This is a genomic window from Nocardia sp. NBC_01009 (genome assembly GCF_045208035.1).
GTDB lineage: Bacteria > Actinomycetota > Actinomycetes > Mycobacteriales > Mycobacteriaceae > Nocardia.
This window is the reverse complement of record NZ_CP108695.1, coordinates 1,297,971-1,313,129: the sequence shown is the minus strand read 5'-3', so window position 1 is coordinate 1,313,129 and position 15,159 is coordinate 1,297,971. Positions and strand designations below refer to the sequence as shown.

1 protein-coding gene (cut by a window edge) is annotated in these 15,159 nt (G+C 64.3%); it reads left to right on the top strand.

Annotated features, from left to right (window positions below; translation table 11 throughout):
* The first annotated feature begins 20 nt into the window (after positions 1–20).
* Positions 21–15,159, top strand: the start of a protein-coding gene (gene add / locus OHA42_RS05680) for an adenosine deaminase (RefSeq protein ID WP_406235156.1). The gene runs 33,089 nt beyond the window's last position; the window shows 15,139 of its 48,228 coding nt (coding positions 1–15,139); its start codon is at positions 21–23; the stop codon falls past the right edge of the window.

Below are 15,159 nucleotides of genomic sequence, written 5' to 3'. Positions count from 1 at the left end.
AGGACATGGTGTTTGGGCACATGCCGAACGCGATCATCGCAGGGATGCGGCGAGGCGCGGACGCCTGGTCGGACGCAGCCAACAGGCTGGTCCAGGTCCTGGACGGACTCGAAGCTTCCGAGGCGCGCGCGCTGGAAGCGGCGACCAACGGTGCTACCGCCGACGCGATACGCAGCCAGTACAAAGGCCTCAAAGAAGATACGCAGCGAATGATTGCGTACTGCAACAGCATGGCGAAGCAGTTGTACGAGGGCGCCACCGCCCTCGAGCTCGAGGGGTACATGGTCAAAGGAATCATGTACGTGTTGCTGGCGCAGTTGGCTGTTGACCTTGCGTTCGGCATTGCTGGTGTCCCGGCGGCGACTGCTCATCGAGCTACCGCCGATGCGGGGATAAAGACCGCGTGGAGCGAGCTGCTGTTCGGAATGCGGCAGCTGATGACGAAGTTCGCGACGGAACGTCCGGTGCTGGCGATGGTGGTCCGGGGTGCGACTCGTGGCGCGATTGTCGGTGGCGTGAGCATGGGTGGTGTCCGTGCCGGCGCGGAATGGATTCAGGTCACGCACGGCGATCGCGCGGAGGTGGATGGGGCGGCAGTCGAGTCGGCATTCAAGGTCGGCTTGCTCGCTGGGGCACTCGGCGGCGGAGTCGGCAGTGTCGTCGCGCCTGCGGTGACTCGCTTGGGGGCCGGCGCCGCGTCCAAGGCCGCACAGAACACTTGGCGGGTCGCGGCCGTGGTGGCGGCGGGGGTTACCGGTGGTGCCGCAGGTGGTTTGGCGGCGGGAATATATACCGGCGGAAACCTGGCCGATTCGGTGCTGATGGGAATCGGCGGCGGTTTGATCGGTGGAGCCGGTGCGGGTTTCCGTGCCGTGCGGACCGCAGGTTACAACCCCGCTGCGGGCGCTGGCGGTAACCGGGCTGGGACCGAGCTCGGGCTCAACCAGCGAGGCGTGCGTGAACCCGTCACCGGGGCCGATGAGGGACAGGTAGCTCGGCCCGACGGGCTGACCCCGGAGATGATGGCCGCGGGTAAAGAGGCCGAAGCAGCCGTCGCCCGCGACATGACTCCCGAAAAGATCGCGAGCATGGAGCCACCGCAGGCCCACGCCGCCAACGAGTTCATGAAGAATCGCGCCGAGCCGTCCGGCGGGGCACGTCGGTTCGAGCCGATAGACAACGCCAAGCTCCAGCAAAGGGCCGATGCCGAAGCCCGAGCCAAGCTCGACAAATCGAATGTCGGCGAAGTGAAGCTGCCTCCCAACGCCGCAGGCAGGCCACCAGGTCCGGGCACCCCGCCTCCCTCGCTCGGCCACGGCCCCATCCGTCCGCCACAAATAGTCAGCCCTCACCCTTCGCCACCGCCGGGCGGTGCCCAGCATTCGCCGGGAGCGCGGCCGGCGACCGGGACGGTATTCGCACCGGCCGAAGGCAGTTTGGGCAGGCCGACCGGGCAGGTCATCGCGCCGGAGGGCGCCGTACGCACCAGCCAGGACGGACCGGGTCCCGGTGCCGTCGCGGATGCCCCAGCGAATCAACGCCCAGTCGCGGAAGCCGCGCCGCAGGAGCCCGGGGCTCGGGTCGAGAACGACGGCAAGGTTGCCGGCAGCCCAGACGAAGCCGGTGGCGTATCGACTGCCGACGAAGCCGCCCGTCCTGCCACCGAACAGGGCACGACAGCCGAATCAACCAGCACGCACGACAATTCGGTCTCTCGGACCGGACAGGATGCTCCCGGGAACACAGCTGACCGCGCGCACGGGGACTCCCCGCCCGCGGGCGATGGCGGCGGCGAGTTCGTGCCCGCGCAGGAAGTAGCCCCAGGCCTGCGGAACTGTGTTCCGGAGGCATCCTCGCGCATCAACGAGCACATCAAGGAACAGACCGGGAAAGACGCCTTCGATATGTCGGAGATCGGCGATCGGACGGCCGGATCCGAGGGCGTATACGGTGACCGCGTCGCGAGAGCAGGTCGCGGGGATTGGCTGACCTACGGCTCGCCGCAGGCATTGATCGAGCACGCTCAACGCACCAACGGGTCGATTTTCGGCGGTGTGCAGTTCAAAAATGCCGGAGCGCACGCGTTCGCGGTCATCAAGAACGCGCAGGGGCATATCGAGGTGCACGAGCAAGTCGGCAACATGGTCCGCAAAATGTCCGGCGACACGGTCGAACACTGGAGGGTTGACACACAGGGTCGACAGGTCGGCGAGAAGACCACGAGATTCGTGAAAGATGCTGTTGGGCAATGGGTTCGGGATCTCACCCCACACGTCAAGAGCACGCACGGTATCGGCTTCAAAGCCGACGGCACCCCGATGATCCCGCTCAAGCCCGGGGAAGCACCGCGAGGGCATGGCCCAGCGGACCCGATGAAGGGGTACCAAACGGACGGTGGGGCTGCCGTTCTCGACCGGCCGGTCGACGCGCCGGTGCGCAACGAACACCCACCTAGTCTCGAGCGGCCGGTCGACGCACAGGTAGGCAACGAACACACCCCCCTCGATCCGGAGGCCCAGGCCGCATTCGAGGACGCGTTTGCCCGTGACTTGGCGAAGCTGTTCGATGAGGGGATCACCACACCACCGGTGACGCCGAATCCCGCACCCGAGGCGAACGGCCCAGGCGCGCGGGCAAACTCGCCGGACATAGTTCCCGGCGACGCGCCCGCGCCGACGGCGCATTCCCGGGCTGAGGGCAACGACCTTGCGCCACCGCCCAGTCGACCGACAGCAGCAGCTCACGATGCCGCGCCGTCAGCATCGCACGGCCCTGTCGCCGACGCGAGCAACCCTGCCGCGCAAACTGCCACATCAAGACCCACCTCGGGCACCGCGTCATCGACACCGCCGCGCCCGACCCCGGAAGCGAACAACCTCGCAGCACAATCGACCACTCCGAAGGCTGCTGACCAGACACCGTCACGTACTGCCGCTGAAGCGAGCAATCTTGCAGCACACAAAGACCCAACGATCACAGGTTCGGATCACGCCCCGCCGAAAGCAAACCTCGATCATAGTGCCGGCCAAACATCCCTGCCGAGGGCAGTTCCGGAGGTCACGCCACCGGAGACGCCACGACTGATCCCCGAAACTGGCGGTCCCGCAGCGCACGCGGCAACGCAGCACCAGGTCTCCGACCCAGCCAACCCCGCAGCCCGAGCAGGCACCCCGACAACTGTTCCGACCCGCACACCGTTGGTGCCGCCCGGCCCTGTCCCCGACACCGACGACCCCATGGCACAGGCCGCACCGGGAACGGTTACCGATCACCCGATCTCGCCGCAAGCGCACACCCCGGGCACGAATGGTCTTGCGCCAAAGGCAAGTACACACCAGGTCGCTGATACCAACCACCTCGGCGCACCGTCGGTTTCTCCGACGCAGATATCGGGGCTCGGTCCCGCGACGACAAGCCCGCACCCGCTCGGCGCCGAAGCTCTGAGTGGTTCACCGAACCTGCTCGGCGCCACGAACGCGCGGCCGGACCTCGACGAGGAGGAGCCCGAAGAGTTCCCCGTGCGGGATATCCCCGAAGTCCCGGGTCCCCACCCCGGCAGCGTTCCGAATACCTATGTCCGACCCGTGCCGAACTTTACGGAGGTATTGCCTCAGGAGTACACCTTCCCGAAGCCGGACTACATACCGCTGCCAGGTGTTCCCGACCCGCCGGAAGACGAACGGCCCGAGGACATCACGCCGCTGATTCCGCACCTGCCCGCGCAATCCCCGGCGAACCTGCCGCCCAAACCGGCCCCCATGGTCTCACCGTTCAACGTCCCCGACGAGCCGGATGAACCGAACAGCCCGGTCTCGCCATGGACCGGAACGAAAACTCCGCTGGAGGTCACACCACCGGCCCACACCGAAGACGCCGTGTTGTCCCCCCGGTTGCCTGCAACGCCGGAAACACCCCCGTGGGCCCCCCGATCCAGCCGCTACGCCACTCCCCCCGACCCGAAAACCCCTGGCGCGCCGTTCGATCCGTCAGCCCGTCCCGGACTGCACCCGGACGACCTCGGCTACAACCCCGACATCAGCGGGATCCCGCATATCGGCGGGCCGCCACCCCGGCAGCTCGCGAAACCGGGCGAGCCGGTAAAGCGACGCCGTCCGGTCCCATGGGCCAAGGCGACAATGGGCGGCGATCCCACCCCTCCCCGGAAGCGTCGTCCCAAGAAGCAACCGGCCCCGCCGCCTCCGCCGCCTCCGCCGCCCGAGCAAGATCCGGCAGACCCGCCGACACCGGCTATGAAACCCGCCGAATCTACGAAGGCCAAGAGTCCCGTCAACCGTGCTCGTAGCGAGCAAGAGAAGGCGGGCCCACGTCTACCACCCTTGTTGAAGGTGGACGAGCAGACCCTTGCCGAGCGATCGCACGAGGCACTCCAGGCATCGGTCAAGCAAGGGATCTATCAGATAGAGGCCGAGTTGCGCCTCATGAACGAGGCACGCTGGCAAGCTGCGCAGCTTTCCGAACTTCCAGCCTGGCTCGGAAAATGGGTAGTCCATGACAGCGCTAGACAGCAGGCAACAGCCGAGGGCAAGACCAGCCCGGAATACCAGCAACTGCTGAATCAGCAATCCGAAATCCTCGTCGCCGAGCTCATCAGAATACTCGGTGCCCAGGAGCCGGACTACACATATGTAAACCCGGACGAGGATCTGCTCCACGAATTGCGGAACGCAAGCAAACGACCCGACGCACCGCCCGAGATCGGTCAACTGATCGAGGCCGTCGAACTATTCCTGGGTCTCGCCCCTAAAGTGGGCGTTCCTACCGCAATCACCGATGCGTCGGAGGCCGCACCCACATTGTCGGTGTGGACCGGACCGAAACTCCGTGGTCGACCGAGCGAAGCCGACGCGGAGCTCTATCGCAGGCACGTCGAGGCAAAAGAAGCCGGAGGTGCCGACCTCATCTCGGACCCCGAGATGCAGGCGGTTGCCGAGCGCTACGTCGCCAACGATCGCCGCGCCGAGGCGTTGGCAGCGGAATTGGGGATCACGCGCGCACAACTCGACGTGCTGATGACCGAAGAACTGGAGGACGCGTTCAGCGGCGACATCGAGATTCGCCTCCGTCCTGTGACTGTGCTGTATGTGCTCAGGAGCGGCGGCTTCAAAACCGTCTTCGAAACCGCCGCTGGGAGTCGACTGGCCGCGCATATATTTGATAGCAGGAAAACGCAAGAGCAGGTGTTGTTCGGCTACTCATTCGATCATCCAGCAAAATTGCGACCGGTCTCCGCACATGTACGCACAAGAATGGGCGACGCACGCGACCTTCTCTCCGAGTACGGGAAGGTGGGCGCGGTACTCAAGCACCACATGCGCCAACGAACAACGGCGACTGTCGGCAGCCCTTGGGGCACACACGCTTCCGCGAGCCCCGTCGACGATCCGCAGCCTGAGTCATTCAGCCCCACCCCGACCCGACACCGTGATCTCGGCTACTTCGGACTGGAAGGCACCCAACGCGACTACGCCGGAGCAAAATTCAACCAAGACCACGTGATCGAGGCTCAGATTCACCCCGACGCCGAGACGCTGGCCCGAGGCGAGGACGCTCCACCTGTAGTAACGCTCGACGATATCGACCACTTCATCTTCTATGACGATCAACCGGATCTCGCTCTGCAGGAGGCGCTGCGCGAGGCAGGGATTCCCTTTTGGATGCACTACGACTATCCGGCCGAGCTTCGACACGGACGGAATGCTGCGGCATTGCGGGAGGTGTCAGGGGCTGAACAACCCCACCAACAGTTCCCGTCCCAGGAGCCGCGCGCTGACCAGACTCCCCCGACTGCGGGACCAGGCAACGGCACCGCCGCAACGGATCCGCTGCCCTCGACAGCCACACCATCCAACAAGCTCGGAGGCGGGTCAGCGGCGAGTGGATCGTCGCAGGGGCCGGTGGTGTCCTACTATCGCGAACCCGACCCGGCAGAGGTTCTGGACCGCCCCGTCCGCAATCGTCCGACAGGGCCGGTCGCGAGGTCTTCGGCGGGCCTGCCCAGGCAAGCGGTGTTCTACCGATTCGACCCGGATGGCGAGGACGGTAATGCACCGTCGAATGGCCGCACACCTGACGCAGGCTCCCCACTGTCGAACGGTCTCGACCTCTCCTTGTTGCAGTTGGTGCGTGAGGGAGTCGCCTCGGAGCTCGCTGACGCGTCAATAGATCCGAACGATGCTGTTACACGTGCGGATCTGGAGCGACAGCATCGACTCACCCGCATACTCGATGGACTGGACGAGTTGTGGGCCGTCGCGAATCAACAGACGGCGACCACGCCGGAACGATTCGAATTACTGACCAAACACTTCGACGCGGTGACCGAGTGGCTGGTCGCGTTGCTGAACGCGAACAACCTCACCAAAGAAACACCAGCCCAGCAGGTCTCCACCGTCCGCAATCAGGACCAGCACGTCTACCAGCAGACCGGGCCGGCTGCGGAGGCAGTCGATCACTACCGAGCGGTCGACAGCCGGGTCGATCAGGTCTTGGCGGCATTGGACGCGGCGCAAGCCGGACCGCCGCCAACCGTCGCCGACCGCGGACTGCTGAACGATATCGCGGCAGCCGACGTGCGCTCGATACGCGCGGGGGTCACGGCGGAGCGTGCTGCTTTCGAGCTGGATCCGAACGATGCGGTGAAGCATGCGGACATCCATCGCGTCCACAAGCTGGACAGCATGCTCGGTGCGCTCGATGAGCTCTTGGCTGTGATGATGAGATCCCAGGAGGTCACATCGGAACGGCTCCGGCTGCTTGTGCACCACTTCTATGCGGCAGCGGAATGGCTGCCCGCGTTGATGAACGCAGACAACCTCACCAAACCGACAGGGCCACACCAGGTCTACCAGTTCCCTGATCAGGAACAGGTGATAGCGAATGCCGTGGAACGCTATCGAGTGGCGGACGCTCGGCTCCGTGCCCGCACCGACGAATTGGGCGCAGCCCAGCCTGCGGGCGCCTCCGATTCCGCGGCGGCGCAGCCCGGACCATCCGCACCGGCACCGCCCGTCACCCCGGACAAAGCGGCCGATTCGTCGGCACCCGCGCAGGCTGAAGCCACACCGCAAATACGGTTCGCGCCGAAGCCGAAGGAGCCGAGAAAGGGCGGTTCGAAGACCCCGGAGCCACGCAAATTCGCTTGGGAAGATCACGGCTTAGTCGCCGCACTCAGCGATATCGGCGTCAAGTACAGCAAAAATGAAGATGCGTATGCGATCGGGACGGTGCCCATCGGCGATGAGCTGGCGCAGGTGGCCATCGTTTGCGACGGCGTGGGGTCTACGGAGGATGCTGAACTTGCGTCACGGGCCGCCGCAGACGAAGCCTATGAATATCTCGTCGCGGCGCTGACCGCGCTCGAACCGGGCAGCCAGTGGGACCCCCTCCCGATCGTGCAGGGGGCAATGGCGGCGGCCAACAATGCGGTCCTCCGTTTCGCGGCTATGCCGAAATACGCCACCGACGACCCCGAGGAAGCCAATCCTCCCCTCTGCACAATCGTGATCGCACTGCGGGAATCGGATCGGCTCACTCTGGATTGGGTCGGAGACAGCCGCGTGTACTGGCTGGCAATGGACGATGGACCCTCCTATCTACTGACCAAGGACGACTCCTACGCGAATTACATGGGGTGGACCCCAGAACAGGCAGCCAGTGCCGAGAACGCCAAGTATGCCCATGTGATCGTCCGTAGTCTCGGCGAGGACTTGCAGGAATCACACGCCATAACCTTCACCAATCTGACCGGCCCTGGCGTTGTGATGGCGGCTTCCGACGGTGCCTACGGCAAGACCCCCGAGCCCGAAGCGCAGGCACACATCGTCAAGCAGGCGCTGATTCAATCCGGCGGTGAACTGCTCGCCGCATCGAGCGCAGTGCGGCAGCGCGCCCGCGATGCCGGTGATCGCGACAACATCACCAATGCACTTATTTACTGTCCCCCCGCGGTCGGCGGTGGAAAGCCTTCAGCTCCAGACGGTTCCAGCGGGCGGCCACCCGGGGTGGCGGACTACCGTGGCAAGGACCCCTTCACGCTGTTCAATTGGGACCCCAACGGTCTGGATTACAACATTGCCCCGAGCCGCGGCAAGTCCCCGGCTCAGAAACCCGCCGAATCTACAAAGGCCAAGCCGCTCACGCCTGTACCGAAACCTGCACCGCCCGAGGCCGCCCGGGAACCGGGATCTGCAGGGCGATCCCAACCGCCCGTTCCCAGCCCGGCCACACTGGCAGAATTCCTCGCTGCCAAACGCAACCGCACTGCGAGTGCCGAACCCAACCGTAACCACCCGCTGCCAGAAGCAGACCCGGACTGGCAGCAGCAGCGCATGAAGGTTGAGGTCGAGTTGGCATGGCGGGCCTACAACCTCCGTGACCAGCCGCTGCCAGAAGAGGACAAGGGCTGGCGGCAGCACCGCATGGTGGATGAGCTCGAACTGGCAAAACGGGCCTACAACCTGGAAATTGCCAGAGATGCTGCGGTCGCAATGATATACAAATTATTAGATTTGCTACCTAAATTGCATCCAGACGCGACTCCCGAGGAGATCCGAGACGCCTTCTATGCACGCCACGATCATCAGGCGGGCGGGATGAACCTCCGTTCGGTATCGCTGGAAAGTCTCGTGCGTACCGGAAATCTGCGTGAGCTGGTGTCGGCCATAACCAACGCAATGTTCCGGAGCTTCGAAACAGACCCTTCCATACACACGACGCTGGACCAAGGTTTGGCGAAACTGCTGAACGAAAAAAAATGGGATAAGAAAGCTGCCGCACTGGGGTTCGATGTCGCCGCACTCAGCGTAGCAAAGGCGAAACTAGCGACCGAACCGGAGATTACTGCGGCGCATCTCCTAGCTATCAAAAACATCGTTGAAGACGGTCCGATGTTGGACGAATACCTTCTCAGCATAGAGTCGCGCAAGGATCGCCCGAACGAAACCAGAGACCTCACCCTACAGGACTATCTGCTATTCAAACCGCTGTCGCTGAATGAACTCGAGGCGGTTCACGGCGAGCTACACCTTTTGCGCAGAGATTCGCTGGAGATTCCCGATTTTCTCCTGCCCCGAAAAGATCGTGGCCTGGTGGACGAGGCCGCACTGAAGGCAATGCTGCGAGCCGAGGACAGCACCGTCGTCTCTGTACAGGTGACCTACCACTACGACGCACACAACCACATACGCGACGATGAGGGAAACGCCCTCGTCAGGAAGATCGAGGTCCTCCGGGACGAGGGTGTTGTCGATCCCGAGACGGCGATGAACAGCGATCCCGCGCGATACGTTGTAGCGCTCGCCTGGCGCAACGGGCTGGGAAAATTCGACTTCGATCCGGAAGGCGAGTGGTTCGTCAATGTTATTAAAGCACTCAATATCCCGGGGGGTGCTGGAATTTCGGGCACCGTAGCGCGATTGATAAAGCGCGCTATCTGGATGGGGCTACGGGGCGAGCCGTTGCACGCATGGGCCCTCGCGGTGATGACATTCACCTGGCCAGAACACCACTCGGGGTATGAGGTCGCAAAAGGCTTCCTGCTCAGCGGCTATCCTCTGGTGGACGAGACCGACTTTCCCATACAAGGCGTCCGGGACATTACAGCGCTGTACCGGGCTTTTAATGCACTGATCACTGCTGCCGAACAGTCCGCACTGGTCGAGCCCGGACAACTCCACCAACAGTCCCCATCCCAGGAGCCGGGCGCTGACCAGACTTCCGCGACTGCTGGTGACGCACCCGCTGATAAAACGACCGCGGCGCAGATCCGGCACAGCGGTGTATCCAGCATCGCGGGAAACGGCGCGCCGGGTTCGCCCGCCGCGCTGGCCGCGGCGGTCGATCTTCCATCGCAGAAGCAGGCGCGGGACCTTTCACATACCCAAATCGAGAAGCATTATGACGATTCGCAATTGGGGACGATCACCGCCGTCAATATGGGGAGCGATGGTTCCGACCATGCGTACGGATCACCCGGTCAAGGCACTGGACCGCCGTCGGCCACTCCCGGTGAAACCCCCGTCGAACAGATCAGCAACGCCAACGTCGGGGAGGACTCCGGTCTATCGCCACGGTCACCCGTAGGCCCGGTTCTGCCAGGCGCCGCACGGAGCTCCGGCGCGTCCACGCCCGCGCAATCACACAGCGCCATTCGTGAGCTGTTGACCGATTGGCCGGTCGAGGGGCATGCGGCGGCGGCCGAAGCGATGGTGGAGGCGCTGCTGCGGACCGCGCACGGCCCGGCCGTGGTTCGGTCGACGGGCGTGGGCGGGCAGTGGGTGTTGGTCGAGGTGATCGACGAGAGTCGGACCGTACCAGTACGTGATGAGCCGGACAAGAAGTCGGGGCTGGTTACGCCGACGGAGGCGGGTCGGGTCACCGATCTGTTGGATAAAGAGGCGGGCGCGTGGGGGTTCGAGATACGCAAGAGTGGGGAACGGACGAGATGGTTCCAGCTCTTTGCGCCTGCGGCACAAGCTGATCCGTCGCAGGCAATGCCCAATCCTGCTTTGGAATTGACATTCGAGCGGGGAGAAGTTGGGCGGGGCGCCTCTTCCGCCCGGGATGCTATTGCCAGGTTGTTGACGCAGGCCGGTTGGTACGGCAAGCAGATCGACGGCGTTGTGCTGGCGGCGACGGAGGTGTTGACCAATGTGGACCTCTATGCGAAACAAGGAGGTGCCCAGGTCAGGGCATATTTTATCGACAACGTGTTGCGTTTCGAGGTAACCGACACGTCGCGGGGGCTGCCGAAGTGGCGACCGGAGAGCGACGTCGATGAGGTCGATGAGGTCGCACCGTCTACCACCGTCGATGAAGCCGATGTGAAAGCCCTGCTCGCGCAATTCGATTTGGCGGATCTGGAGGCCGGCCGCTCGGATCCGCTCGCATTGGGTGACCGCCCGGACGGGACCCACGGCCGGGGTTCCAAAATCATCTGGGATGCCGCGACAGCGCTAGGCGTGACTTTGGCGCGGGATGGGCGTCCGGGCAAGACGGTCTGGATGGAAGTCCAGATGGAGCCCGCGCCGACGTCGCCGGGTACGCAGGACGACATTCGGGGTGCCGCACCCGGGCACGCAGCCCCCGATGACGGCGCCCCAATGGTGGTGACGCCGTTCACGTCTCCCACTTCCGCAGCAGAACCCGATCCCTCTGGAGACCACGGCGAGTTGTCCCCTAGTGAGGTCGAGATCCTCGGGCTCGTAGCAGAAGGTAACTCGAACCAGGAAGTCGGGGCGCTGCTGGACCTTTCGTTGGGGGCCGTTGAGGACCATCTGGCCCGCATCGGTGAGAAGCTTGGCACGGAAACTCGGGCGGGGATGACCGCCGTCGCGCTACGCACGGGCATCCTTCCCATCGCTGACATCGATCCCGGCGACGCCCACGGCAGGTTGACCGCCCGGGAGGTCGAGGTACTCGGGCTCGCAGCCGAAGGCAAGACGAACAAGGAAATCGGGGCGGCAGCGGGAATATCGGCCGACACCGCAAGAATCCACCTGGACCACGCGGGCGCCAAGCTCGGCTCCCGTGACCGCGCAAGGATGGTCGCAGTCGCGCTGCGCACAGGCATTCTTCCGATCGACCCAACAGCGGCCGGGGAACCCGCTCCAGTTCCCGAATCGGCGGATCAGTCACCGAGTCACAGCGAACTGGCTGATCATGAGATCGAGATGCTCGGCCTTGTCGCGAAAGGCATGTCCAACGGTGACGTCGGGGCGGCGCTGGGTATACCGGACAAGACGGTCCGTTCCCGCATGGCCCGCATTGGTTCGAAGCTAGGTGCTGGTAGCAGAGCGGCGATGGTAGCCATCGCAATACGCTCCGGTGTCCTCCCTGTCACCGACCCCGCTCTCGCCGATTTCCATGGCGAGTTGTCCGCCCGTGAGATCGAAATACTCGACCTAGTGGCAGAAGGCAAGACGACCTCGGATATCGCGGAGGCACTGGCAATAAAGCCGCGTGCCGTAGAAACTCACTTGGTCCGCATCGGCGACGAGCTCGGCGTCGGTGATCGAGCGGGAATGGTCGCGGTGGCGTTGCGCACAGGCATCCTTCCCATCGACCCCGCTGCGGCCGGGGAACCGACTCCCACAACAGTCAGCGGCGAGTTGTCCGCCCGTGAGATCGAGGTACTCGGGCTAGTCGCAGAAGGCAAGACGAACAAGGAAATAAGTGCGGCACTTGGCATATCACCTGTCACGGTAAGTTTCGACCTGACTCGCATCGGCGAGAAGCTCGGCACTGGCAGCCAGGCGGCGATGGTGGCGACGGCGGTGCGTTCGGGCATCCTCCTCCTCACCCATCCCAGTGCCGCGAGCGAATCCGCTCCGACCGGGGACAGCATCAATACTCCAGCCGCTCCGAAATCGGCGGCGGGAGGCGAGCAGGATCGGTCTCCGAAATTCGACAGCCCGGAGAATCCACCCCCGAGTGCCGTTGGCGAACCCGCCAGCGCCAAGGGCGATTCCAATTCGGCCCCCGCGGGCCGGCCGTCCCGATCGGAGTCAGAATCCAGGTTCGCCGCCTATCGGCAAGCGCTCACCCGGGCCTATGTGTCCAGTTCGGGCGCGGCGGAGTCCGACCCGGTGACCCAGTCGCTGGCACAGATGACCGAATCGGTCCTACAGCAGGGCCGCCAACAGCTGAATTTCACCCAGCGCAACCTCGTTACCGAGGCCGCCAGGGCTGCGCATCAAGGCCGAGCCATCGACATCCTCCAGGGCGCCGCAGTCGATAGGTTGGCCAGGGCGGTGCACGCGCTGGCGCCTGCAACACCTGACGAGCCGTACCCGAGCGACCCACATGCTGGGTCGCCGCGCTACGGCGGGGTGACCGATCGCGAGGTCGAGGTGCTCGAACTGGTCGCAGCGGATAAGACAAACAACGAAATCGGCGTATTACTGGGCAAATCCGCAGCCACAGTGAAGACCCAACTGTCCATCATCGGCGGCAAGCTCGGAAATAGTGATCGGGCGGCGATGGTCGCGATCGCGCTGCGTACGGGCATCCTCCCCCTAGCGGCCCCCACTGCTGCGGGCGATCCCGGGCCCATCGACGGCCAAACCACGTTGACCGATCGTCAGATCGAAGTGCTCGCCCAGGTCGCGGAGGGTCGGTCGAACAAAGAAGTAGCGGTAGCACTCGGCGTATCCCCAAACATCGTGAAGGAAGAGCTGGCTCGTATCGCAAAGAAGTTCGACACCAGTGGCCGAGCGGGAACGGTGGCAGTCGCGCTGCGGGCGGGCTTCCTCCCTTCGGCTGCAAGCGAATTCGTTCCCGCCACTGGCCACGACGTGTTGTCCGACCGTGAGGCCGAGGTGCTCGGCCTGGTCGCGGAAGGCAAGACATTCAGCGACATCGGGCGTGCACTGGGAATAGCGGAGACAACTGTCGACTCCCATCTCCGCCGCATCGCACGCAAGCTCGGCACCAGCAATCACGCAGTGATGGTGGCGATCGGGCTGCGCACGGGTGTACTTCCTATGACGGTCGAGCCCGGCGCGGGACCAGGCAACGGCACCGCCGCTACGGATCCGCTGCCCTCGACAGCCACACCATCCAACAGGCTCGAAGGCGGGTCACCGGCGAGTGGATCGGCGCAGGGGCCGGTGGTGTCCTACTATCGCGATCTCGACGTGGCAGAGGTTCTCGACCTGTCGCCAACTAACCAGCGTCCTGGCGGCCCGGTGCAGGACTACTCGAGCAAGGACGGCTCTACGCTGTTCCGCTGGGGGGACCACGACGGCCTGGACTACGGCGACCCCCCGAATTCCGGCAACACATCCGACGGGGGCTCCAAGCCGTCCATCGAGGAACCGGCAGCTACCGGTGAGCCCCTTGCTCAGCAGGTCTCCAACGCACGCAATCAGGAGCGGATATCGGAGGCGGTGGACCGCTTCCGACAGGCCGATGCGCGGATCGATCAGGTCAAGGCGACCTTGGGCGCGGCCCGAACGAAAACCGGCGTGCCACCCGGCCCCGACGAAACAGAGCTGCTCGATCTTGTCGACGTGAATGAGCTGCGGTCTCTCCGCGGGAAGATCACATCGAAACAAGATGGCGCAGTGATGGATCCGCGCACTGCATCGGCCTTGGAAATGAAGCTGCACCACATGCTTCGTGACGTGGATAGCTTGTCGGACGTGAAATCGAGAGTGGCGGCCCACCAGCCTCCGGGGGTATCCGCCGAAGAGCTCAAGAGACTGGTCCATAGCGTCCATGCCCAGCAAGCATGGTGGTCAGCTTTGGACGACATCACGGAGGTGGCTCGGGTCTACCGACTTCCTGATGGGTTCATCGCGGGTGTGGAGAGCCGTTTCGGTCGGGTCGACCGGCCAGTATCGGATGCGGTCGAGCCGAGCAATACGCCCGATCCTCGGGTGGCCGAGGATCGGGTGCAGTCTCCCCCGCTCGATCCTGGCACCGCACCCACTGAAGTGCCGCTATGGGCTCGATTCCTGGCAGACGGGGTAACTCCGGACTTCGCGGCGCGATTGCAGTATGGCCGGGAGATCTGGGATGAGGTGGTCAGCAGGCTGACCGATGACGAGCGCGCGTTGTTGCGTCCGTTTGCGACGGTCGATCGGTCCGATCGTGAATTCGTCGCGATGCTCGATGCCGCGCAGCGCGGAGACCGTGAACTCACTCCCGAGTTGGCGCGGTTCATCGAGGTCATCAACGACGTCCTTACCCGCCGTCCGGTGCGGGAGCAGATCGTGGTGACGATCGCCCTCAGCGAAAATCCGCTGGACATGACCAGCGATCCCACCGGTACTGTCCAGCAACTGAGCGGATACGTGCGGGCGATCGTCGGGCCGACACAGCCGCTGCCGGGGGCAATCTTTCACCTCGAGCTGACCGTTACCGAAGGAACGCCCGCTGTATTCCTGAACGGTATCCCCCCTACTCCGCCCTCCATACCCGGCATGCTTTTTCACGATTTGCCCTACCGGGTCGACAGCGTCGAAAGCCTTGGTGACGGGGGGTATTGGCGGATCCACGGGACGGTAGCGCCTGCGCCTTCGGGCTCGGAACAAAAAGCCGATCCGGCCGCGGGCGATGTGCCGCAGCAGCCAGCTCCCGGACTTGACCCGGCAGCACCGTCTGAGGTGGGGCAACAGCCGCGAGCGGACGTGCGCA